Below are 21850 nucleotides of genomic sequence, written 5' to 3' on the forward strand. Positions count from 1 at the left end.
ATGTCTTTCGATCTGCACATGGCCCTCGTCATTCTGGCAGCAGCGGTTGCGACCTACGCCACACGCATCGGCGGCTATATCCTCATAACCACGATGAAGCGCATCCCTCCGCGCATGGAAGCCGCGCTTGCGGCAGTTCCCGCCGCCGTTCTGACGACGCTGGTGGCCCCCGCATTCTACAATGGCGGCTGGGATATGAAACTTGCTCTTGTCGCGGCCCTTCTGGTTGCCCTGCGCATTTCGCATCTATGGATGCTGGTGGCTGCCTGGCTGGTCGTGATGGTGTGGCGTCACACCATCGGGGTGTGATATTTCCAAATTGAAATCAATAGCTTGAACAAGCGATCCACAAATGAATGAGTGACTCACGAATTGGGTTACTTCTCACTTTCCCGCAGCTCGCGGATTTGGGCCGCTCGACGTTCCGCCGCTTCGACGGCACGGAATGCCATCGGCGTTGAGGGTAGATTTGCGTCGTCGAGATATGAGCGTGGCCCATTGCCTTTTGTAGCGCGAAGGGAGCAGCGGCACCTTCGGCGATTTCGTTGGCGTATGTTTTTCTCAGGCCGTGAAGAGTGAACCCGGACGGTAAACCGGCTTGCTCGCAGCAAACCCCCATTTGCTTCGTGAGTGACTTCTCATGATATTATTTGCCCGACGTGGTCTTAAGGATCGTGCCGCCCTTCGAACGGTCCGTCCAGAGCGTTCGACCCCATCTCAGGCTCGGGGCGGACGACGAGCGTCATTGCAACGCCGCCGGTACGCCGCTCGGCGGCGCTATCGGGACGGGGAACGGTGCCCTTCCGTTCTCCACGTCTTCACTTCAAGACATGGGCCGTGGGCTTGCCGGCCTTTTCCCAGGGGATGCAATCACCCTTTCGCCCGTAGTGCCTGTGAGCATTCCCGAAGCTCGTCCATGCTGAACACCGTAACGAGCAGCCCTTGGTCCGAGAACTGTACTTCGTAGTCGGTAATGCCGGGGCACTTTTTCAGGTCGACAGGATCGCCTTTCATATCGGTAATGAAGAAGTAGGAACGCCATGTGGATTGGCCGATGATCGGTATCTGCGCCAACGTCGGCGCGTCGACATACCCGACCTTGAGGGCATTGGCCTCGATCTTCTCGTTGAAAAGCTTCTGGGCGGTATCGCGTACTCCACTGACTGCCACCGTACGCTGTGCGTAGCCGAGCGCGCCGGCAATTAGCAGCACCGCCAACAAGAGCTTTTTCACTTTTTTACCCTTCTGCCTGATTGCACGCATTGAGATTTTTTCGTGCATTGTCCGTTCAGATAGCAAGCTGCCGCGATGGAAGCTTGTCCGCAGCTGCCAAACTTTTGTTTTCGGAAGCCGCTTCGGGCCCGAAAGCTGCCATCGATGGCTACGGGGCACCGCTACGTCACGGTTGGTTCCCCGGCAGCTTTCCGAAGCCGTTCGACACGCGGGAAGATCTCGGCGCTAGGTTGTCGGCACTCCGCCGGCCTTGGCGCGCGACAGCGTGGCGGGGCTGACATGGCTTTCGCGGGCAATCGAGCACAGCGATTGGCCGGTCGTGGCGATCCGGCCGTGAACGATGCTTTCGAATTGTCGGGCGGCGGGATTATCGGACATGCGCCGCATTATGACACCGGATGCATGCGTAAGGAGGGTGATAATCCGGGGAAAATCACTGTGGCTCACTTGCACAAGCCATTGATCTCAAGCCAAATTTCCACACCATGGGGATGTGATGCCCACACCACCAAAACGGGCAGCCGATACGATTTCCCGGATCGATGCGTCTCATGATTCCAGCGGCAACGTTGCGTTCTCCAGCCACGCCTTGACGTCGCCGTCATGGATCAGCGGCATCAGCGCCTCGCGCGTCCGCTCGTGGTAGTCGTTGAACCAATGCAGCTCGTCGTGGGTGAGAAGCTCGGGAATGACAAGGCTGCGGTCGATCGGGCAGAACGTCAGCGTCTCGAAGCCAAACATCGGCATATCGCCGCCCTCAATCGCTTCGGCATCGCGTACATAGATGAGGTTCTCGATGCGGATGCCGAAGGCGCCTGGCCGGTAGTATCCGGGCTCGTTCGAGAGGATCATGCCGGACAGCAGCTCCTGCGTCGAGAGCCTGGAAATACGCTGCGGCCCCTCATGCACCGACAGGTAGGATCCGACGCCATGGCCGGTACCATGCCCGAAGTCGACGCCGGCGCGCCAGAGCGCGATACGCGCCAGCGGGTCGAGATCACAACCGCGCGTCCCCTTCGGAAATCGCGCCGTGCTGATCTGGATCATGCCCTTGAGAACCAGGGTGAAGAAGCGCCTCTGCTCTTCGGAAACGGCTCCGATGCCGACGGTACGGGTAATATCGGTGGTGCCGTTGATGTACTGGGCTCCGGAATCGATGAGGAAGAGTTCGCCCGCTTCGAGCTTGCGATTGCTTTCCGTCGTCACACGGTAATGCATGATCGCCGCATGTTCGCCGGCGCCGGAGATGGTGTCGAAGGAAATGTCCTTGAGCGGATTTTGCATGCTCTGGCCAACCCGCGCACGCGCCGCCTCGAGCTTCTCGGCCACGTCGATTTCGGTGACGGTACCGGGCTTCGTTTGCGCCAGCCAGCACAGAAACTCCACCATCGCAGCTCCGTCCTGGAGGTGCGCCGCAGCCGAGCCGTTGATTTCGACGCTGTTCTTGACGGCGCGCGGAAGCTTCGCCGGATCATTGCCCTCGACCACCTCGCCACCGGCCTTGCGGATGATCTCGGCAAGCCCGTAGGAGGTAAGATCAGGATCGACCAGAACCCGGCCGCCATCTCTCGACACGGTCTCAAGCCTTTCTTCCAGCCCCGAGGGCGCAAGCTGCATGCACATCTGCGCCAGATACGCCTCGGCCTCGATACCCGTCTTGCGCTTGTCGAGAAACAGGTCGGCCTTGCCGTCCGCATAGACGATCGCGCGCGCCAGCGGATGCGGCGTGTGCGGCACGTCGGCTCCGCGGATGTTGAATGTCCACGCGACGGAGGAAGGATCGGCGATCAGCACCGCCTTGAGGTTCTTGGCTGCGAGATCGGCCGCAATGCTGGCGATCTTGTCGGTCGCCAGCACACCCGCCTGCCCGATGTCCTGGATTGCCACCGCCCCCAGCGGCTCCTGCGGCCGGTCGCTCCAGAGCCTGTCGAGCGGATTGTGCGGCAGAATGACGAGCAAACCGCCGATCCCTGCGAGCGCCTTTTCGAGGCGCCGGACCTCGACGCCGGAGTGGAGCCACGGATCGATGCCGAGCCGCAAGCCCTTGCTTGCGTTCGTGCCGATCCAGACATGCGGCGGCTCGTTGACGAGATCACCGCCGGCAAAGACGGAACCATCCACCTGCTCGGCGAGTTGCGTGACATATCGCCCGTCGACGAAAACAATCGCCTGCGAACGCGTTATCAGCGCCACCCCCGCAGAGCCGGTAAAACCGGTCAGCCAAGCCAATCGCTCTGCGCATGCGGGCACATATTCGCCGTTGAACTCGTCGGCGCGCGGCACAAGGAATGCATCGATGCCCAACGCATCAAAACTTGTCCGCAATGCAGAAACGCGATCGCGGCCGAATTGCGGCGTGGAGGTGACTTCGAAGGACTGGAACATTCTCAAAAAACCTAGTGTTTGGTACGAATCCGGTAGACGGGAATACAGCTATGTTACCGGAATTTCTGAGAAACGGGAGAAAAACAGCCGCGCCGCCCGGCCCTTGGTCCGCCCAATATTTTGGCGGAAATGAGGCGCTACTTCATAAACTGGCACGCTTTATGCATTGTCTGCATGGCTCCCATGAACGAAACCCTCTGCCTCAGCTTTTCGGAATGACTATATAGGCGCTATCAGACGGGTTCGAGACGAACCTCAAACGAAAAGGAATTTAGAAATGACTGCCTCTCTGTCGCGCTCCGCTTACAGCAGCCCGGTGCAGGCTGGCGAGCGCCAGACCGTGCGTCACGTTCTCGGCTCGCTGCGCCCGCTGAATGGGGACACCCTCACGATGCGTGGCGCCGGCCACAAGGTTACGCGCCACCAGGGCGCAACCAGCTACGCGTTCTGAGCAACTCGCCGCTCCGCTCTCCTCCTCCCTCACCGGACCGGCGATCAGGACAAGTAGAAACCCGCTCGAGCGTCCCTCCTCCTTCGAGCTCGCGGGTACAGGCCGGGAAACCGGTCTTAAGGCGGTGCCATTGGCACCGCCTTTTCTTTTGGTCGGCCCCTCAGGGGCGGTCGAGGTGAATGGTGACCCAGCCGTTGCGCCAGATGGTGCGAACATGGCGCAGATGCGCGCCGTTGTAAGCCGCCAGCACCTTCCAGCGCTGCGACGCGAGAATACCCGACAGGATCACCGAGCCGCCTGGCGCCAGATGATTGACGAGCTGCGGCGCCATCTTGATCAGCGGTCGCGCCAGAATGTTGGCGATGATCAGATCGAAAGGACCGTGGGCCGAGAAAGCCGTCGAATGAAACCCGGGTGCCGTCTCGGTGGCAATCCCCGATGCTATGCCGTTGCGACGAACATTTTCGGCAGCAACGCGTGTCGCGATCGGATCGATATCAGTCGCCAGCACCGGGATGTTCTTCAGCTTGCGGACGGCAATCGCCAGGACCCCGCTGCCGGTACCGAGGTCCAGTGCATTGCGCACCCGCCGGGAACGGACTACCCGGTCGATCGTCTCCAGGCAGCCCGCCGTCGTCCCGTGATGGCCGGTCCCGAACGCCTGACCAGCATCGATCTCGATGGCGATGTCGCCGGTCCGAACCTTGTCGCGGTCGTGCGAGCCATGCACGAGGAAGCGACCTGCCCGCACAGGCTTCAGGCCCTCCAGCGACTTGGCGACCCAATCGATGACGGGAATGACTTCGCGCTCGACCTTTGCTTCGGGAAAGGAGTGCGTCAGGGCCTCTTCGACACGGGTCCGCACCTGTGCCTCGTCAGCACGCATCATGTAGACCGACGCTTCCCAAATGTCCTTCTTCTCATCGATCTCGTTGGTCGCGATCGCGAAATCTTCTTCGCCGAGCACTTCGGACCACAGATCGAGGATCTGCCCGGCCAGCACTTCGGTTGTCGTCACATAAAGGCGTATTTCACTCAAGGTCGGTCTTTCCCGTTATAGCGCGCCATCGATCCATGGCGGTGACGGCGTATCATATCCGGCAATGCCGCGAAGCAACTTTCGTGAAAATGCAGGTATTCCGAAAAGCACCGGCACCGCAAGATTGCGGATCGAGATAGCCACGGGATTGCTCATCGTGATCAGTGAGGTGAGCTTTCGTGTCTGCTTCAGCACGGTCTCCACCGCCGGCCTGCGAAGTCTTGCATATTCGCGCTCCCGTCCCTCCGAAACCAGCCAGGCGAGCCAGCATGCGTCCTCAATCCCGAGGTTCATGCCCCGGGCGCCCGCCGGCGAATGGATGTGAGCGGCATCGCCGGCGAGAAACACATTTCCCTTTGCCATCGTGTCGGCACGGCGGAAATGGACGCGAAAGCTGGATGCCCACACGCGCTCGGCAATCGGGGCAGGATGCTCGATGCGGCTTTCGAAATCCGGAAGCGTCGAAATGTAGCGGAGCACGTCGCGCTCAAGCGGCAACCTGCCGATCATGCCGGGATCAAACAGGTTTATCTCGGCGAAATGCGAATCGACCGGCTGCGCATAGCGGAAGTCGGCCAGATAGAAGCTGGTCTCCAGCGCCTCGCCGGGAAAGCCGATCCCGACCGCCTTGCGCACGATGGAATGCGCGCCGTCAGCGCCGATCACCATGTCGAAGTCGACGGTCTCCACCGAACCATCCGGCCTTCGAAGCATCACTCGCGGCTTGTTGAGGTCGCCGGAGACCTCCTCGACGGCAGTCTGCCATTCCGGCACGACCTCGTAGTCGGAGAGCTCGCCGAGCAGCAGGCGCTCGGTATGCCCCTGTGACAGGGCATGGAGCGCACTGTAAGGACCGTCAATCGTGGTCGTATCGAGTTCGGCGAGCCGGCGTCCTTTTGAAACGATGCGAAACTGCGCGATTTGCTGCGCCTCCTGCAAGATCGCATCGGTGACACGCGAAGGCGAAAGCAGCGTCAGCGTTCGTGCATTGACACCCAGTGCGCGGCTTTCGACAAGCGGAACGGGTCCGGAATCTCTGTCGACGATCCGCGGACGCAAGCCGCGTCGGGCAAGCTCCAGCGCAGCTGTCAACCCGGTCGCGCCGGCTCCGGCAATGAGAATGCTGCGGTGCCCCGGCGCCATGACGTCATCCCTTGTTGACGAGGTTCTCCAGCTTTTTTACCGCCGTATCGGGATTTTCGCCATAGGCGATGGTGCCGGCGAACCGCCCGGCCGAATCGAGCAGAAAGACCGAGGCAGTGTGATCCATGGTGTAGTCGCCGTTCGGATTGTTCTCGTCGACCGGAACCTTTTTGGCATAGACGCGGTAGCCCTTGATCACATCGGCGACCTTGTCGGGGGCGCCGGAAATTCCAACGATCCGCTTGGAGACATTGGAGACATACTGGTTCATCACATCGGGAGTATCGCGCTCCGGGTCGACGGTGACGAAATAGGCCTGCATCCTGTCGCCCTTCGGATCGATTTTCTCCAGCCAGCCGTTCAGCTCGAACAGCGTCGTCGGGCAGACTTCCGGGCAATGGGTAAATCCGAAGAACAGCGCCGTCGGCTTGCCGCGGAACGCCTGCTCGGTAATCGGCTGCCCATTCTGCGCGACCAGCGTGAACGGCACCCCAAACGGTCCCTCGGAAAAGGTCTGCTTGGTCTGGGTGACGTTGAGCGTCAGCCAACCAAGGATACCGGCCATCAGGAGCACAGCCACCCAGACCGCTATGCGGACAGTCTTCATCGATCAAATTCCTTGCAGACGGGAATTGCCCCACCTCGCCTGATATCGCTTCGCACCCCGACACGCAATTCAACAACGCGTTTTCTTGCCTGTGCTGAATTGCCCCACCCAAAGTTAGAGAAGAAACACGGATCGGACGGAATACCTCATTTATTTCCCGTGAGATGGTCCGCAGGGCCAAAGTGCTTGGCAACAGCAACATCGTTAGGAAAGACTTAAAAAATCATATGTATATATAGCTATGGATGGAACGCTCAACGTTCGATGACATGACGTCTCCTGGTGCCTGATGGCCGGATATCCGCATGCGCGCAAAAGAGACGGCCGCGCTTGTCGCGGAGGGGGACAGTCTTCACATGACACATACGACGGTGCGCAAAGGCCTTTCTGTCAGTCAGAGGCTTGGGACGCTGGGAGCGGCGGCATTTATCGGTTTCGGCACGATGCTTGCGTTCGGCTGGTACCAGAACACGGTTGTCGGCGGCGCTTTGCAGCGGGCCAATGAAATTCAGGCAAGCGTTGATCATATCAACGAAATGCGCGCGGCAAACCTGACGCTCATCCTCGCGGCGATGGATACCATCGTAGACCGGGCGGACAAGGCGGTCGCGCCGGAACGCCTGAAGCTCATGAACGATTCGGTCGAGCAACTTTCGAACGGCTCGAAGGACATGCGCATCCTGGCAGAAGAATTGAATGCAACAGCATTGCTGTCCAGCTACGACGCGGATGTTGCCTCTCTGAAGCAGAGGATCGTCGGAGACCTCAAGGCTGCCGTCGAGTCTGGCGCACCTGATAGCGAATTCGACAAGCTCGACGACGGCATCGACGAAGGCGGCGACAAGCTGACCTCCACGCTCGTCCAACTGGCCGTGGATGGCGGTGCTGTCGCCAAGCAGCGGATCGACCACGCAGACGAGATATCCCGGCACGCAGTCTATATCCAGGTCGTGCTTGCCGTCATCGCCATCCTTTGCCTGGCCGCCCTCCAGTATATTCACGGCGGATCGATCCGGCGCGGCATCCAATCAGTCCGCAACAGCATGCAGCGGATCATGAACGGCGACCTGGACAGCCACATCCCCGCAACCGATCGCGGCGACGAGATCGGCGACATGGCACGCGCCGCCGAGGGCTTCCGCATGGCCGCGATCGAGAAGCTCTCGCTGGAGACCCGCGGCGAGAGCGAGCGACAGCAGCGCGACGCCGAACGCCGCAGCCGCGAGGCCGCCAAGCTTGCCGACACGGAGGCGTTGAACAGTGCTGTCAACGCGCTCGGCCAGGGTATGACCCGCCTCGCCGGCGGCGACCTGACGGCGACGATCGAACAGCCCTTCACCCCGGAACTTGAACGCCTGCGCAGCGACTTCAACCTGACGACCTCGACACTTCGCCGGACGATGGTCGACATTGCCCACAACAGCACTTCGATCCAGGCAAACAGCCAGCAGATGCGCTCAGCCGCCGACGACCTTGCCAAGCGCACCGAACAGCAGGCAGCCTCGTTGGAGGAAACCTCCGCCGCGCTCGACCAGATCACGGCGACGGTCCGCAGCGCGACAAACCGCGCCGAGGAAGTCGGCAAGATGGTTGCCCACACACGCGAAAACACGACGAAGTCCGACATCGTCGTCACCGACGCCATGGCCGCCATGCAGCGGATCGAGGGAGCTTCCCGCGAGATCGGCACGATCCTGAGCGTCATCGACGAGATAGCCTTCCAGACCAACCTGCTGGCGCTCAACGCCGGCGTCGAGGCGGCGCGCGCCGGCGAAGCTGGCAAGGGCTTCGCAGTCGTCGCCCAGGAAGTGCGTGAACTGGCCGGTCGCGCAGCAGGTGCCGCCAAGGACATCAAGGCCCTGATCGGAAAATCGGGCGCCGAAGTGAAGATCGGCGGCGAACTTGTGACCGCAGCCGGCGAGGCGCTACGACAGATCGGCGAGGATGTTTCGCGTATCGACGAGCATGTTAAATCAATCGTAACTTCTGCGCGTGAACAATCGGTCGGACTGAACGAAATCAATACGGCCATCAGCCAGATGGATCAGGTCACGCAGAAGAACGCGGCCATGGTGGAAGAGACGAACGCGGCAAGCCACACACTTGCCACCGACGCCGACAACCTCATCCACATGATCCAGACGTTCAAGATCGGCGAGGGCATGAATGCCCGTTCAACGCCGCGGGAAGCAACCGCAGTCTCGCATCCGAAACCATCCCCCGCCAGAAGCCTCATCGGCAAGGTCGCGGGCGCATTCAGCGGCGGCGCTGCCGCCAGAGCCATGGCCGCTCCGGCCGGAGACACTTGGGAAGAATTCTGATCATGAACAACACCGTTATCAACCAGACAGGCGCGCACCTCGAAATCGTCTCCTTCCACCTCGGTGAGCAGGAGTTCTGCATCGACATCATGGCGATCCGTGAAATTCGCGGTTGGGCACCGGTGACCCCGATGCCGCATACGCCGCCATATGTTCTCGGCCTGATCAACCTGCGCGGCGCGGTCATTCCGGTCATCGACATGGCCTGCCGCCTCGGGATGAAGATGACGGAGCCTTCCGAGCGCTCCGCCATCATCGTCACCGACATCGCCGGCAAGCTTGTCGGCCTGCTGGTGGAGCAGGTTTCCGACATGATGACCATCAAGAGCGAGGACCTGCAGCCGGCCCCGGAAATCATCCCGGAAGCCCAGCGCGCCTTCTGCCGCGGCATCGTGGCGCTCGAGAAGACCATGGTCTGCTTCCTGAACCTCGACACCGTCATTGCCGACGAGCTGGCACAGGCTGCCTGAGATCGTTGATCCGCAAAATGCAGAACGCCCGCAACGGACCGTTGCGGGCGTTCTTTCATGGCTGAAACAACGCGACGGTTGCTGGGGCCGCCAGCTATCCGACAACCTCGACCGAAAATGCGACGCGGACCGACGCTCCGGGCGCAAGAACCTGGCTGAACGGCCGCTTGGCAAGGTCGTTGGAGCCGTTCTTTTCCGCCGCTGTCCCGTGCCACGGCTCGATGCAGATGAACGGTGCCCCGGGCTTCTGCCACAGCGCCAGATTGGGCAGGTTGTCGAAACGGAACTGCATCGTCGGCCCGCCGTGCGCACCGTAGCGCAGCCCCTTGCCCGCACCTTCCGGAAAGATCATGGCGTCTTGTTCGAACATCGCATGGTCCAGCACCAACCGTCCTGCCTTGAAGGGCGAGGCCAGTTTCGCGGGAGAAATCAACCCTTCCTCCACTCGCACCAGCTCCGGCTCGCCCTGATTGTCGAGCGTGACGGCATGGTCGCGTCCCGCGGCACCGGGCAGAGGCCAGACGAAGGCCGGATGAAAGCCAATGCCGAAGGGCATTGCCCGCTGGTCGCGATTGGCAACCTCGGCCGCGACTGTCAGCGTGCGCCCCTCGACCGCATGCTCGACCGCAAGCAGGAAGTCGAACGGATAGACCGCTCTTGTCGCCTCCGAGGCCGCAAGCTCATACCGGCACATCGTCGCGGTCGAGGCCGCAAGAGCAAACTCGGCCCTGCGGGCAAAGCCGTGCTGGCTCATCGGATAGCTCTGACCATCGATTGCGATCGTATCGTTTGGCGCCCTGCCGACCATCGGGAACAGTACAGGCGAGCGCCCTCCCCAGAATGCCGCATCGCCGTTCCACAGCCAAGACCGCCCGTCGCTGGTTGTCAGCGCCTGCATCTCGGCGCCGAGGGAAGAAACATCGACCGTCAGATATTGATTTGCGATTCGTGCGGGGCTTGGCATCGAACGTCCTCTTCTCATTGATAGGGCATCGGACCATATCCGCGCCGGCCGTCGATTTCCATCCGGCAGGCGGAAGACCTTTCCTTTGCCAGGAGTTGCTTGATCTCGCAGGCTCTACTGCGGTTTGCCGTTTTTCCAGGTGACGCTCTGCCCGTAGAGCGAAACCGTCGAGATCGCCATCTTCGCCGAACCTTCGGTCAACTCACGCGAATGCGCGAGGTAGATCAGCGTGTCGTTCTGCTTGTCGTAGATCCTGGTGACGACAAACTTCTTCCAGACCAGCGAAATGCCGGACTTGAAAACCTCATCGCCGCCCTTCGACAGATCGATATCACCGATCTCGACCGATCCCGTCTGATGGCACGAAATCGCGCCGTTGGAAGGGTCTTCGAACCAGTTGCCGTTCTTGACGCGGTCAATGACGCTGCGGTCGAAGTAGGTGACGTGGCAGGTCACACCCTTCACGGCGGGATCGGCAAACGCCTCTACGATGATATCGTTGCCGATCCAATCGACGCCCACCTTCCCGACGACGTCGGCAGATGCCGAACCGGCGAAAAGACCAATCAGCGAGGCAGCGGCAAGCACGATGTTGCGTGTTCTGGACATGTTGGCTCCCTGTATGTTCCGCAAATTTAGAGATAAGTGCGCAGGGCGCCTTTGCAAGAAAGGTTCAGGCTTTCCGGCAGGTACAGGGCTCGTAGCCGCTCGCCATCAGACGCCCAGGCTTCATGCCGATCAGGGCTGGAACAGCATGAACCGCCGCCGCACCGATCGCCTTGGCCATCTCGATGGCCGCCTGCGCGCAAACGGCGGCATCCTCGGCCGCATTGTGGTGCACGAAGCGAAGGCCGAGATGTTCGGCAAGCATGTTCAGGCGATGCGAGAGAAAATGCGGCCATATGCGCTGCGACATCTTGAGGCTGCAGAGGTAGGTCAGCTCCGGATAGGACTGCCGGTAGAGATCGAGGCTCGAGCGCCAGACGCTGAAATCGAAGGCGGCGTTGTGCGCGATCATCGTCGCACCGCGAAAATCCTCGTGGAACTCGTCCATCACCTCGGGGAATTGCGGCGCATTCTCGACATGCTCGGGCCGGATGCCATGAATGGCGATGTTCATGCCGGAGAAGCGCATGTCCTTCGGGCGGATCAGCCGCTCCTCGACGCGGGTGACCCTGCCCTCCTCGATCCAGGCAAGGCCGACCGAGCAGGCGCTGGCGCGCTGCTCGTTGGCCGTTTCAAAGTCAATGGCAATGGTCTTCAAGGCGACGTCCGATTCGATTTTCTTGATCAGGCATAGCGGCCCGCCATCGCCGAGGCAAATTGCACGTTTCGGTTGACAAATGGAGGTGAATATCGAAGGTTGCGGCCATGACCGGTTCTATCGCCATGTCGATGCTTCATATCACCACGACCCCTGCTGGGTACGCGGGAGAAATGGTGCGCTGACACCATACCGATCATCCCGAGAACCCTGCCGAGGTGAGCAGGGTTTGGCAACCAGCTCTCCTCCCGCATCAAATGGAGAGTTGAAATGTCACCAGCAGAGCCAAAGCCTCGGAAAACCCAGTTGCCGAAGGGCCTCCACATCCGGGCAATACGCCCGTCGGATGCCGACGCATTGACGGTACTTGTCAATCTCCCGGGCTTTCGCGCCGGAACCTTGCGTCCTCCCTACCAGGGCATCGAGGAAACGCGCCGCCACATCGAGGGCAGCAATCCTGACGCAATGCGCCTCGTGGCAATGATCGACGACATGGTCGTCGGCGATATCGGCATGACGCGTTACCGCGGACGACGCAATCACGCGGCAAGCATCGGCATGGGCGTGCACGACGACTTCACCGGCAGAGGAATCGGCAGCGCGCTTCTCGCGGCGATCGTCGATTCTGCCGATAACTGGCTTGACATCAAGCGGCTGGAACTGACGGTCTATACCGACAACGACATCGCCATCGGCCTCTACAAAAAATTCGGCTTCGAACAGGAGGGCATCCTCAAGGCCTTCGGCTTCCGAGCAGGGACCTATGTCGATGCCTATGCGATGGGGCGGGTGAGAGCGTGAATGCGCGCAATGATCGCCGAAGATCGGCGGTCATCCATCCGGCGTCAGGCGACGGCGAGTGCATGCCCGGTCAGTTGCACCTGGCGCCCGGCACGTCACCCCCCGATCAGTGCCAGCCACTCATCCTCGTCCATCGTCTGGACGCCGAGTTCGCGTGCCTTGTCGAGCTTTGAGCCGGCGCCCGGGCCGGCAACGAGGATGTCGGTCTTCTTGGAAACTGAACCTGCCACCTTGGCGCCGAGACTTTCGGCCCTCGCCTTTGCCTCGTCGCGCGTGAACTTTTCGAGCGAGCCGGTGAAGACGACGGTCTTGCCGGTGACAGGGCTGCCTGTTGTGATCGGTTGCTCGGCCATCCCGGGCGTCACCTCGGCGAGCAGGCGCGAAATAACCTGGACGTTGCGGGACTCCTTGTAGAATTCGACGATGGCGCGGGCGACGATCTCGCCGATGCCCTCGATTGCATTGAGATCGTTCCAGGCATCGCCCGACAGCGGCGCGGCGTCCCGCATGGCCGCTTCAAAAGCCTCGTAGGTGCCATAGGAGCGCGCCAGAAGCTTGGCGGTCGTCTCGCCCACGTGACGGATGCCGAGCGCGAAGATGAAGCGGTGGAGCGCGATGCTGCGGCGCTCGTTGATCGCCGTATAGAGCTTGCCGACGCTGACCTTGCCGAAGCCGTCGATGTTCTCGAGCTTGGTCAGCACCGATCCCGCCTGGCGCTTCTCCAGCGTGAAGATATCGGGCGCCGTGCGGATCTGCAGTGACGGGTCGTCGCTCTCGAAGAAGAAGTCCACCTGCTTGGAGCCGAGACCTTCGATGTCGTAGGCGTTGCGTGAGACGAAGTGCTTGAGATGCTCGGTCGCCTGTGCACGGCAGATGAAACCGCCGGTGCAGCGGGTCACCGCATCCACCTTGCCGGTCTTCTCGTTGACCTCGCGCACGGCATGGCTGCTGCAGACCGGGCAAGCCTTCGGGAATTCGTAAGAAACGGAATCCGCCGGCCGCTTCTCCATCACCACGTCGAGCACCTGCGGGATAACGTCACCGGCGCGTTGCACGATCACGGTATCGCCGATGCGGATATCGTGGTCCTCCTCGCGGATCCGTTCCCCGGAATTGCCGATCCCCCTGATGTAATCCGCATTGTGCAGCGTCGCATTGGTGACGACGACACCGCCGACTGTGATCGGCGTCAGCCGCGCGACGGGCGTCAGAGCGCCGGTGCGACCAACCTGGATCTCGATCTTCTCGACCGTCGTAAACGCCTGTTCCGCCGGGAACTTGTGTGCGGTCGCCCAGCGCGGGCTGCGCGAGCGGAAGCCGAGACGAGCCTGCAGCTCGAGGCTGTCGACCTTGTAGACGACGCCGTCTATATCGTAATCCAGATCAGGCCGCTTCAGCCCGATGTCATCGTAGTGGGCAAGGATATCGGCAACAGAATTCAGCCGCTTCATCAGCGGATTGACCGGGAACCCCCAGCTCTTGAAGGTCTCGATCATCCCGAACTGCGTATCCGAGAGCATCTCCGACATCTCACCCCAGGCATAGGCGAAGAACTTCAGCTTGCGGCTCGCCGTGACCTTCGGATCGAGTTGCCGCAGCGAGCCTGACGCCGTGTTGCGCGGGTTGACGTATGTTTGCTTGCCCTCGGCTTCCATCTGCTTGTTGAGGGCCAGGAAATCGCTCTTGGCCATATAGACCTCGCCACGCACCTCGACGACGGCGGGCACGCCCTTCGGCAGCTCGTTCGGGATCTCCCTGATGGTGCGGATGTTGGCCGTGACGTTTTCGCCCGTCGTTCCGTCGCCACGGGTCGCGGCGCTGACCATCCTGCCGTTTTCATAGCGGATCGACATCGACAGTCCGTCGATCTTCGGCTCTGCGGTAAAGGCGATCGACTGGTCCGGCAGGCGCCCGAGGAAGCGATAGACGCTGGCGACGAAATCCTGCACGTCCTCTTGCGAAAACGTGTTGTCGAGGGAAAGCATCGGCCGCGCGTGGACGACGGGAGCGAACGTCACGGATGGGGCGGCGCCGACACGCCGCGAGGGACTATCCTCGCGGATCAGCTCCGGAAAACGCGCTTCTATCGCATCGTTGCGCCGTTTCAGCGCGTCATAATCCGCATCCGAAATCACCGGCTGATCGTTGCCGTGATAAAGCTCGTCGTTGCGGGCGATCTCCCTTGCCAGCCGCTCAAGCTCGGCAGCGGCATCTTCGATCGTCATATTTTCTACGGTTGTTGGCGCGGCCGACATTGAGATCACTCCGGGGGAATCTCCAGAGGTTTTAGCCGAAATGACGAAAACGCAAAACCGGAAAGCGGCAAGCGACGCCAATGCCGCAAGCTCACGCGACCACGACAAATCAGGGTGCAGTCGGCCGGCCCCATTGCAAACACGACATCATCGGCCGAAAAGAAACGACAGCTCCACACATTCGCCAGCAATAAGGGAATGCCATGCCTGACATCACCTCTACGCTCAGAATCCTTGAGCCATATCCCGGCGTGTTTGCCTATTACGACGGACGCATCGAAGGCAGGCGCCTGCATTCAAACGCTCCGAACTGGCTCGATGATGGAGCCTATTCGCTCGGAATTGCCTCCTATGCCATCGTCGACGCCGGCCATGCGCTGGTATATGACACCCACATGTCGTTGCCGCATGCAAGAGCGATCCGCGCGCACATCGACAGCCTCGGCGTGACCTCGATTAATGTCGCGCTCAGTCACTGGCATACGGACCATATTGCCGGCAATGAAGTCTTTGCCGATTGCGAGATCATTGCACTCAGGCTGACCGCCGAAGCCCTCGTCCAGAATCGCGGGGAACTCGAAACGGGGGATCCGCAAATCCTCCCCGTCGTGATGCCGAACCGACTTTTCGAAGAGCGGCTGGATCTTGTGGTCGGTGGACGCCGGGTGGAACTCCATCATTTCGACATTCACAGCGCGGATGGAAACGTCCTCTGGCTTCCAGAGGAAAGGCTGCTACTGGCCGGCGATACGCTCGAAGACACGGTGACCTATGTGTCCGAGCCGGAGCACCTGACGACGCACGCAAGCGAGCTCATCCGAATGCAGGGATGGCCGATCCACCGGATCCTGCCCAACCATGGCGATCCGGAGCGGATAGCGGCCGGCGGTTATGCTGCCACGCTGATCGATGCAAACCGCCGCTACCTGCAGCGGCTGGCCGATCCTCAAACGCGAGAAAGAGCCGAGGCAATGTCGTTGAAGGATTTTATTGCGCACGATCTGGCGTCCAGCGCACTTGTCTATTTCGAACCTTATGAAGACGTTCACCGGATGAACATGAGCAAAATAAAATCCGCTCAGGGGGTGTAACTCAGCCGTTGCCGGCCAGCAACCGGGCGGCTGCCGCCCTCGCCTCTTCGGTCACCGACGCGCCGGCCAGCATGCGGGCGATCTCTTCTGTCCGGTCCTTGGGTTCCATGGTGGCGACCCGCGTCGCGATTTTCTCGGAGCCCTCGGAAGCCGGTCCCTTCGAGATCAAAAGATGCGTTGCCGCCCGGGCGGCAACCTGCGGCGCATGCGTCACCGACAGCACCTGCACGCGGTCGGAGAGCCGCTTCAACCGCTGGCCGATCGCATCTGCAACGGCGCCACCGACGCCGGTATCGATTTCATCGAAGACGAGCGTCGGCGCAGAGCCGCGATCGGCAAGCGCGACCTTCAGCGCCAACAGGAAACGCGAAAGCTCGCCGCCCGACGCGACCTTCATGATCGAACCCGGCCGCGTGCCGGGGTTGGTCTGGACGTGGAATTCGACGATGTCGATTCCTTCCGCCGTCGCCTCGTCCGCACTGGTGGTGATCTCCACCATGAAGCGCGCACGCTCCAGCTTCAGCGCCGGCAGTTCGGACATGACGGCAGCCGCGAGCGCCTCGCCCGCATGATGTCGCTTTTCCGACAGTAAACGCGCCGCCGCCTCATAACTCGCCCTGGTAACGCCGACCTCGGCCTCGAGCTTCGTCAGCTTCTCCTCGCCCGCGTCGAGATCGGCAAGGTCGCTGATCATGCGAACGGCCAGTGCTGGCAGTTCGGTTACCGGAACGGAATACTTCCGGGAGGCGGCACGCAGCGCAAATAGCCGCTCTTCGACGCGCTCCAGCTCCTTGGGATCGTACTCCGTCTTTCGCAGCGCTGCCTCGACTTCCATCTGTGCATTGGAAAGCTGGTCGAGAGCGGCATCGAGAAGCGCCACGGTGTCTTCGAGCAGTCCGGGCGCCTCATGGCTCTTGCGCTCCAGGCGACGCACCAGGGAGGCGATATGCGGCACGGGTGAGGCATTGCCATTCAGGAACTCGGACGCTTCGGCGATATCGCCCGCGATTCGCTCGGCCTTCATCATCTTCTGACGGCGGTCGGCAAGATCGTCCTCTTCGCCGTCCTGAGGCGACAGCTTCTCGAGTTCTGCGACGGAAGACCGAATATAATCGGCTTCGCGTGCGGCGTTCTCGACCTTTTCCCGATGCTTCTTCAGCGTGCGTTCGGTATCGCGCCAAACGCGGTAGAGCTGGGAAACGCCAGCGACATCCTCGCTTATACCCCCAAAGGCATCGAGCAGGATCCGGTGGGCATGGGTGTCGACAAGCGCACGATCGTCGTGCTGGCCGTGGATTTCGACGAGCATCTGACCGGCTTGACGCATCAACTGCACGCTAAGGGGCTGGTCATTGACATAGGCTTTGGTGCGGCCGTCGGATGTCTGGACGCGGCGGAAGATGAGATCGCCATCATCGTCTATGCCGTTGTCGCGAAGCAGCCTGCGGGCACCATGGTCCATCCCCACGTCGAAGACGGCAGTCACCTGCCCCTTGTCTTCGCCATGTCGGACAAGGTCGCCGTCACCACGCCCGCCAAGCGCCAGCGAGAGGCTGTCGAGCAGGATGGATTTGCCTGCGCCCGTCTCACCGGTGAGCACCGACAGGCCGGTCTCGAAGGCAAGATCCAGCCGCTCGATCAGGACGATATCGCGGATCGAAAGCTGGATGAGCATTGGCCTCAGGAACCGAGCAGGAGTTTCTTGCCGGCGGCCGAAATCCACGAGCCTTGATTTTCACGCGGCTCGGCGCCGTTGCTTTTCAGAAGCTTGTAGGAATCCGCATACCACTGGCTGTCTGGATAGTTGTGGCCAAGAACAGCGGCGGCCGTCTGCGCCTCCTCGACAATGCCCATTGCATAATAGGCTTCGACGAGGCGCGCGAGCGCTTCTTCGATCTGGTTCGTGTTTGGATATTTCTCGACGACGGTGCGGAAGCGCGAGATGGCAGCAAGGTATTCCTTGCGCTCCATATAGTAGCGTCCGATCTGCATTTCCTTGCCGGCGAGCTGGTCGCGCGCAAAGCGGATCTTCGCCTGCGCATCATCGACGTATTCGGAATCCGGATAGTTGTCGATGACCGCCTGCATGGCCTCGACGGTCCTTCCTGCGGCGCGCTGATCCTGCGTCACATCGACGATCTGCTTCGAATAGGTGAGGCCGATCAGATACTGAACGTAGGCCGCGTCCTTCGACTTCGGATACTGCGCCATGTAGCGGTTGCCGGAGGCAAGCGCATCGTCGAGACGGCCCTGGCGGTACTTGACGAAAGTGCTCATCACGAGCGCCTTGCGCGCCCATTCGGAGAACGGGTTTTCGCGGTCGATGGCGTCGAACTTGCGGGCGGCTTCCGCCATGTTGCCCGCCTTCATGTTGGCAAGGCCCTGATTGTAGAGAACGTCCGGCGGATCGTTTTGGAGGCCGAGCTTGGTGATGTCGATATCGGGGTCGGACTGGCAGCCAGAAATTAAGGCGCCTGCGCTCAGCACCAGGAGCGATGCGAACATAGCGCGCGCTGTCTTCATCATACTTTCAGACCCTGCATAACCCATCGGAACATCCCAACGACCGCCATCCCTCAACAGCAGCCACGCCTCGCTGGCGTTTCTAGCCACAAATTCATGGCCAGAGCAACGCAATGATGATGCATTAACGCATTTTTGTGGCGGCTCAGGTCATAATCTCCGGTTTTGCCCCGTTAAAGGCGCACCTGTTGCCGCTAAACATCTGCTGCAAAACATCTATCGGGAATCGCGGGTGGAGCGCTTCCCAAAAAGAAACCGCCTCCCGAAGGAGGCGGCCCTGGCCTAAAAAAAGTGACGGAGGTCAAGCCGACCAGGGAGCAAATTCCGGAGCGTTCACGCGAATGAAATCGCGCGGCGCAACACGCGGGCGCGGCGCAGACGTCTCGACGACTTCATAAGCCGTCGGATCGCTGAGCAACGCCTTAAGGGCATTGGCATTCATCTTGTGGCCGCCGCGGTAGGACCGGTAGCAGCCGATGAAGGGAACGCCGGCAAGCGCCAGATCGCCGACGGCATCGAGCGCCTTGTGACGGACGAACTCATCCTTGGCGTAACGCAGGCCCTCGACGTTGATAACGGTATTATCGTCGGAGATGACAACGGAGTTCTCAAGCGAAGATCCGAGCGCATGACCCGAAGCCCAGAGGCGCTCGACATCGCGCATGAAGCCGAAGGTGCGGGCGCGCGACAATTCCGCCTTGAAGGTCGCAGCAGTCATGTCGCCTTCCCACTTCTGGCGGCCGATCAGCGGGCAATCGAAATCGATCTCCACTTCAAAACGCATGCCGTCATGGGGACGGAACTCGCTCCACGAGCCGCCATGCTCGATGCGAACCGGCTTGGTGACGCGGATATAGCGGCGCTTGACGCCGAGCGACACCAGACCAACCTGTTCGATCGCCTCGATAAAGGGCATGGAGCTGCCGTCCATGATCGGCATTTCGGCGCCATGAACCTCGATCAGAACATTGTCCAGTCCAAGCGCATAGACGGCCGCCATGACATGTTCGACCGTCGCAACGGAGCGCGCCGGAGAAAAACCGAGAACCGTGCAGAGATCGGTGTTGCCGACCTGTGAAGAAACAGCGCGAAGTTCGGTCACTTCGCCGTTTTCGTGCATGCGATTGAATACGACACCAGTGTCGGCTTCAGCTGGGTTGAAAGTGATCGAAACGTCAGCACCCGAATGAACGCCGGTCCCCGAAAGGCTGACCGGACGTGATACCGTCGTCTGAAAACCCAACATGCCAATAACCATAAATCTTGCCTTTATTATACATTAGCGATCCGCTCCGACCTACATGTCGAAACCCACCAGCTAAGGCTTATTACACTCCGTCAAAGTCCTGCCATGAAGCACACGAAGACAGCTCATTGAGCCCATACATACGTGCGCCCACGCTGCAATCCAAATCACTGTTTCTTTCGCTTTGTTACGAAATCATGACTTTGAAATCGCTGCGCAATCTGGCTCGAATTTCATAGCCTGAAACGACAATGCCCGGGAGCGAACTCCCGGGCATTGTCGTGGCGATTCCGTGTTGCCTCAGTTCGACTGCCGGCGCAGGAACGCCGGGATCTCGAGCTGGTCGTCTTCCTGCATCATCCGGGCCTGCGGTACGCTGCGGCCCTGATCGTCGAGGTTTCCGCGGCGCGGTGCATAGAGGCTTGCTTCCGGGGACAGCGGACGGCGCTGCTGAGACGCGGCAGCCGGAGCCGACGTCATCTCGGGAACGACTTCCTCTTCGCGGCGACCGAGCGAATTGGTGATTCGCTTCAGGAGCCCCATCGGACCACGCTCTTCGTGGGCGTGCGATGCGGCGGTCGGCTGGGAACGATGGTCGATCTCGGCCTGGACGACTGGCGGGAAGTCTTCGACCTTCGGCATCCGAACCGGCTGCTGCTGCATGACAGGCGCAGGCTGCTGCATGACCGGCGCCGGAGCAGGCTGGCTGACGACAGGCGCATGCACGGGAGCTTGCTGGACGGGAGCCGGACGGATGACCGGACCGGCTTCCGGCGCTGAAAAGATCTTGCTCTGCGGGCGGAACGTTTCCTGCTGGACCGGCTGCTGAACCGGTGCCGGCGCGCGAGGAGCGTGGATTTCGAGTTCGCGTTCCATCTCGGCTTCAGCCATGCGGATGGTCTGTGCAACCGAATCGACGGTCTTCGGTGCCTGCTGCATCATGGGTGCAGGCTGGACTGCGGCCGGTGCCGGAGCAACGGCCGCAGAGGGACGGATAATCGGCTTTGCGATCTGCTGGAAGTTCTTGCCGGCAGCTTCGTTCATTGCACGGTCGATGCCGGTTGCAACGACGGAGACGCGGATGATGCCTTCGAGCGATTCGTCGAAGGTCGCGCCGAGGATGATGTTCGCATCCGGATCGACTTCTTCGCGAATGCGGGTCGCCGCTTCATCGACTTCGAAGAGGGTGAGGTCGCGACCGCCGGTGATGGAGATCAGGAGGCCCTGAGCACCCTTCATCGAGGTCTCGTCCAGCAGCGGGTTGGCGATTGCAGCTTCTGCAGCCTGCATTGCGCGGCCCTGGCCGGATGCCTCGCCTGTACCCATCATCGCACGGCCCATTTCGCGCATGACCGAACGGACGTCGGCGAAGTCGAGGTTGATGAGACCTTCCTTCACCATCAGGTCGGTGATGCAGGCGACGCCCGAGTAGAGAACCTGGTCAGCCATCGCGAAAGCGTCGGCGAAGGTGGTCTTGTCGTTGGCAATGCGGAAGAGGTTCTGGTTCGGAATGACGATCAGGGTATCGACCGACTTCTGCAGTTCCTGGATGCCGGATTCGGCCAGGCGCATGCGGCGACCGCCTTCGAAGTGGAACGGCTTGGTGACCACGCCGACCGTCAGGATACCCTTGTTGCGGGCAGCCTGGGCAACCACCGGCGCCGCACCCGTACCCGTACCACCGCCCATGCCGGCGGTGACGAAGCACATGTGGGTGCCGTTGAGGTGGTCGACGATCTCGTCGATGCATTCTTCAGCGGCTGCACGGCCGACTTCCGGCTGCGAACCCGCGCCAAGACCTTCCGTGACGCTGGCGCCGAGCTGGATGATCCGTTCTGCCTTCGTCATCGTCAGGGCCTGCGCATCCGTGTTGGCGACGACGAAGTCGACGCCCTGGAGGCCGGCAGAGATCATGTTGTTGACAGCGTTGCCACCGCCGCCACCGACACCGAACACGGTGATCCGCGGCTTCAGCTCTGTGATGTCAGGCTTATGCAGCTTGATAGTCATTGTACCTGTTCCTTCTCTTTATGGCCGCATCGCCACGCCGGCCAATT

General features: G+C 61.0%; 21 protein-coding genes. 6 read left to right on the forward strand and 15 right to left on the reverse strand.

The genetic code is table 11. From position 1 onward, the window contains the following. On the forward strand, nucleotides 1-309 hold the full coding sequence (locus AC1D2R_RS16320) for an AzlD family protein (protein WP_477968358.1): 309 nt from the start codon (nucleotides 1-3) through the stop codon (nucleotides 307-309). Between the two features lie 16 nt (nucleotides 310-325). Here AC1D2R_RS16320 and AC1D2R_RS16325 read toward each other — a convergent pair whose 3' ends face one another. From AC1D2R_RS16325 to AC1D2R_RS16340, 4 genes are all read right to left on the reverse strand, one after another. Beyond that, complete coding sequence (locus AC1D2R_RS16325) at nucleotides 326-619, reverse strand: tyrosine-type recombinase/integrase (RefSeq protein ID WP_477968360.1); 294 nt, start codon at nucleotides 617-619, stop codon at nucleotides 326-328. 251 nt (nucleotides 620-870) lie between these two features. Then, nucleotides 871-1233 (reverse strand): hypothetical protein, encoded by a 363-nt coding sequence (locus tag AC1D2R_RS16330; protein WP_477968362.1) that lies wholly within the window; start codon nucleotides 1231-1233, stop codon nucleotides 871-873. A gap of 225 nt (nucleotides 1234-1458) precedes the next feature. Then, entirely contained in the window at nucleotides 1459-1611 is a 153-nt protein-coding gene (locus AC1D2R_RS16335; protein WP_477968364.1) for a hypothetical protein, read from the reverse strand. 171 nt (nucleotides 1612-1782) lie between these two features. Continuing rightward, a complete protein-coding gene (locus tag AC1D2R_RS16340; protein WP_477968366.1) occupies nucleotides 1783-3618 on the reverse strand; it encodes an aminopeptidase P family protein in 1836 nt (611 codons plus the stop codon). Nucleotides 3619-3895: 277 nt separating this feature from the next. Here AC1D2R_RS16340 and AC1D2R_RS16345 point away from each other — a divergent pair, with 277 nt between their 5' ends. Beyond that, entirely contained in the window at nucleotides 3896-4069 is a 174-nt protein-coding gene (locus AC1D2R_RS16345; RefSeq protein ID WP_196246779.1) for a hypothetical protein, read from the forward strand. A 160-nt stretch (nucleotides 4070-4229) separates the two neighbouring features. Here AC1D2R_RS16345 and AC1D2R_RS16350 read toward each other — a convergent pair whose 3' ends face one another. The 3 genes from AC1D2R_RS16350 to AC1D2R_RS16360 are packed head-to-tail and all read right to left on the reverse strand — an operon-like array spanning nucleotide 4230 to nucleotide 6858. After that, on the reverse strand, nucleotides 4230-5108 hold the full coding sequence (locus tag AC1D2R_RS16350) for a 50S ribosomal protein L11 methyltransferase (RefSeq protein ID WP_477968368.1): 879 nt from the start codon (nucleotides 5106-5108) through the stop codon (nucleotides 4230-4232). A gap of 15 nt (nucleotides 5109-5123) precedes the next feature. Further along, nucleotides 5124-6251, reverse strand: coding sequence for an FAD-dependent oxidoreductase (locus tag AC1D2R_RS16355; RefSeq protein ID WP_477968370.1), 1128 nt, complete (start codon nucleotides 6249-6251; stop codon nucleotides 5124-5126). Nucleotides 6252-6255: 4 nt separating this feature from the next. Then, nucleotides 6256-6858, reverse strand: coding sequence for an SCO family protein (locus AC1D2R_RS16360; protein WP_477968371.1), 603 nt, complete (start codon nucleotides 6856-6858; stop codon nucleotides 6256-6258). A gap of 356 nt (nucleotides 6859-7214) precedes the next feature. Here AC1D2R_RS16360 and AC1D2R_RS16365 point away from each other — a divergent pair, with 356 nt between their 5' ends. Both AC1D2R_RS16365 and AC1D2R_RS16370 read left to right on the forward strand, forming a co-directional pair. Continuing rightward, nucleotides 7215-9179 (forward strand): methyl-accepting chemotaxis protein, encoded by a 1965-nt coding sequence (locus AC1D2R_RS16365; RefSeq protein ID WP_477968553.1) that lies wholly within the window; start codon nucleotides 7215-7217, stop codon nucleotides 9177-9179. 2 nt (nucleotides 9180-9181) lie between these two features. After that, complete coding sequence (locus AC1D2R_RS16370) at nucleotides 9182-9649, forward strand: chemotaxis protein CheW (protein ID WP_057469118.1); 468 nt, start codon at nucleotides 9182-9184, stop codon at nucleotides 9647-9649. A 94-nt stretch (nucleotides 9650-9743) separates the two neighbouring features. Here AC1D2R_RS16370 and AC1D2R_RS16375 read toward each other — a convergent pair whose 3' ends face one another. The 3 genes from AC1D2R_RS16375 to AC1D2R_RS16385 form a co-directional block, all read right to left on the reverse strand. Next, complete coding sequence (locus AC1D2R_RS16375; RefSeq protein ID WP_477968374.1) at nucleotides 9744-10613, reverse strand: aldose 1-epimerase family protein; 870 nt, start codon at nucleotides 10611-10613, stop codon at nucleotides 9744-9746. Nucleotides 10614-10727: 114 nt separating this feature from the next. After that, a complete protein-coding gene (locus AC1D2R_RS16380; protein WP_477968376.1) occupies nucleotides 10728-11222 on the reverse strand; it encodes a CreA family protein in 495 nt (164 codons plus the stop codon). 64 nt (nucleotides 11223-11286) lie between these two features. Next, a complete protein-coding gene (locus AC1D2R_RS16385; RefSeq protein ID WP_477968378.1) occupies nucleotides 11287-11877 on the reverse strand; it encodes a 3'-5' exonuclease in 591 nt (196 codons plus the stop codon). A gap of 270 nt (nucleotides 11878-12147) precedes the next feature. Between AC1D2R_RS16385 and AC1D2R_RS16390 the strand changes: the two genes are divergently transcribed. After that, nucleotides 12148-12678: a GNAT family N-acetyltransferase gene (locus tag AC1D2R_RS16390; protein WP_477968380.1), complete on the forward strand. Its 531-nt coding sequence runs from the start codon at nucleotides 12148-12150 to the stop codon at nucleotides 12676-12678. A 95-nt stretch (nucleotides 12679-12773) separates the two neighbouring features. Here the strand turns inward: AC1D2R_RS16390 and ligA are convergent, their stop codons facing one another. Further along, a complete protein-coding gene (ligA, locus tag AC1D2R_RS16395) occupies nucleotides 12774-14933 on the reverse strand; it encodes an NAD-dependent DNA ligase LigA (protein WP_477968382.1) in 2160 nt (719 codons plus the stop codon). A gap of 203 nt (nucleotides 14934-15136) precedes the next feature. Here ligA and AC1D2R_RS16400 point away from each other — a divergent pair, with 203 nt between their 5' ends. Beyond that, entirely contained in the window at nucleotides 15137-16024 is an 888-nt protein-coding gene (locus tag AC1D2R_RS16400; protein ID WP_477968384.1) for an MBL fold metallo-hydrolase, read from the forward strand. 1 nt (nucleotide 16025) lies between these two features. On the opposite strand, the gene recN is transcribed toward AC1D2R_RS16400, so the two are convergent. The 4 genes from recN to ftsZ form a co-directional block, all read right to left on the reverse strand. Next, nucleotides 16026-17699 (reverse strand): DNA repair protein RecN, encoded by a 1674-nt coding sequence (gene recN / locus AC1D2R_RS16405; protein ID WP_477968386.1) that lies wholly within the window; start codon nucleotides 17697-17699, stop codon nucleotides 16026-16028. Between the two features lie 5 nt (nucleotides 17700-17704). Further along, nucleotides 17705-18574 carry an outer membrane protein assembly factor BamD gene (locus AC1D2R_RS16410; protein ID WP_477968388.1) on the reverse strand — a complete coding sequence of 290 codons (870 nt, stop codon included), beginning with the start codon at nucleotides 18572-18574 and terminating at the stop codon, nucleotides 17705-17707. 274 nt (nucleotides 18575-18848) lie between these two features. Further along, nucleotides 18849-19805: a UDP-3-O-acyl-N-acetylglucosamine deacetylase gene (lpxC, locus tag AC1D2R_RS16415; protein WP_477968390.1), complete on the reverse strand. Its 957-nt coding sequence runs from the start codon at nucleotides 19803-19805 to the stop codon at nucleotides 18849-18851. A 288-nt stretch (nucleotides 19806-20093) separates the two neighbouring features. Beyond that, nucleotides 20094-21803: a cell division protein FtsZ gene (gene ftsZ, locus AC1D2R_RS16420; protein WP_477968392.1), complete on the reverse strand. Its 1710-nt coding sequence runs from the start codon at nucleotides 21801-21803 to the stop codon at nucleotides 20094-20096. Nucleotides 21804-21850: the final 47 nt, after the last annotated feature.

The sequence above is a fragment of the Rhizobium sp. P1_C7 genome (assembly GCF_056406295.1).

What these genes read in the sequence shown, in the direction of transcription:
- ftsZ (WP_477968392.1), bottom strand. Translation starts at nt 21,803, where the DNA reads ATGACTATCAAGCTGCATAAGCCTGACATCACAGAGCTGAAGCCGCGG.
- AC1D2R_RS16390 (WP_477968380.1), top strand. Translation starts at nt 12,148, where the DNA reads ATGTCACCAGCAGAGCCAAAGCCTCGGAAAACCCAGTTGCCGAAGGGC.
- AC1D2R_RS16360 (WP_477968371.1), bottom strand. Translation starts at nt 6,858, where the DNA reads ATGAAGACTGTCCGCATAGCGGTCTGGGTGGCTGTGCTCCTGATGGCC.
- AC1D2R_RS16400 (WP_477968384.1), top strand. Translation starts at nt 15,137, where the DNA reads ATGCCTGACATCACCTCTACGCTCAGAATCCTTGAGCCATATCCCGGC.
- AC1D2R_RS16375 (WP_477968374.1), bottom strand. Translation starts at nt 10,613, where the DNA reads ATGCCAAGCCCCGCACGAATCGCAAATCAATATCTGACGGTCGATGTT.
- AC1D2R_RS16325 (WP_477968360.1), bottom strand. Translation starts at nt 619, where the DNA reads ATGGGGGTTTGCTGCGAGCAAGCCGGTTTACCGTCCGGGTTCACTCTT.
- AC1D2R_RS16365 (WP_477968553.1), top strand. Translation starts at nt 7,215, where the DNA reads ATGACACATACGACGGTGCGCAAAGGCCTTTCTGTCAGTCAGAGGCTT.
- AC1D2R_RS16335 (WP_477968364.1), bottom strand. Translation starts at nt 1,611, where the DNA reads ATGTCCGATAATCCCGCCGCCCGACAATTCGAAAGCATCGTTCACGGC.
- AC1D2R_RS16370 (WP_057469118.1), top strand. Translation starts at nt 9,182, where the DNA reads ATGAACAACACCGTTATCAACCAGACAGGCGCGCACCTCGAAATCGTC.
- AC1D2R_RS16340 (WP_477968366.1), bottom strand. Translation starts at nt 3,618, where the DNA reads ATGTTCCAGTCCTTCGAAGTCACCTCCACGCCGCAATTCGGCCGCGAT.
- AC1D2R_RS16355 (WP_477968370.1), bottom strand. Translation starts at nt 6,251, where the DNA reads ATGGCGCCGGGGCACCGCAGCATTCTCATTGCCGGAGCCGGCGCGACC.
- lpxC (WP_477968390.1), bottom strand. Translation starts at nt 19,805, where the DNA reads ATGGTTATTGGCATGTTGGGTTTTCAGACGACGGTATCACGTCCGGTC.
- AC1D2R_RS16380 (WP_477968376.1), bottom strand. Translation starts at nt 11,222, where the DNA reads ATGTCCAGAACACGCAACATCGTGCTTGCCGCTGCCTCGCTGATTGGT.
- recN (WP_477968386.1), bottom strand. Translation starts at nt 17,699, where the DNA reads ATGCTCATCCAGCTTTCGATCCGCGATATCGTCCTGATCGAGCGGCTG.
- AC1D2R_RS16345 (WP_196246779.1), top strand. Translation starts at nt 3,896, where the DNA reads ATGACTGCCTCTCTGTCGCGCTCCGCTTACAGCAGCCCGGTGCAGGCT.
- AC1D2R_RS16410 (WP_477968388.1), bottom strand. Translation starts at nt 18,574, where the DNA reads ATGGGTTATGCAGGGTCTGAAAGTATGATGAAGACAGCGCGCGCTATG.
- AC1D2R_RS16320 (WP_477968358.1), top strand. Translation starts at nt 1, where the DNA reads ATGTCTTTCGATCTGCACATGGCCCTCGTCATTCTGGCAGCAGCGGTT.
- ligA (WP_477968382.1), bottom strand. Translation starts at nt 14,933, where the DNA reads ATGTCGGCCGCGCCAACAACCGTAGAAAATATGACGATCGAAGATGCC.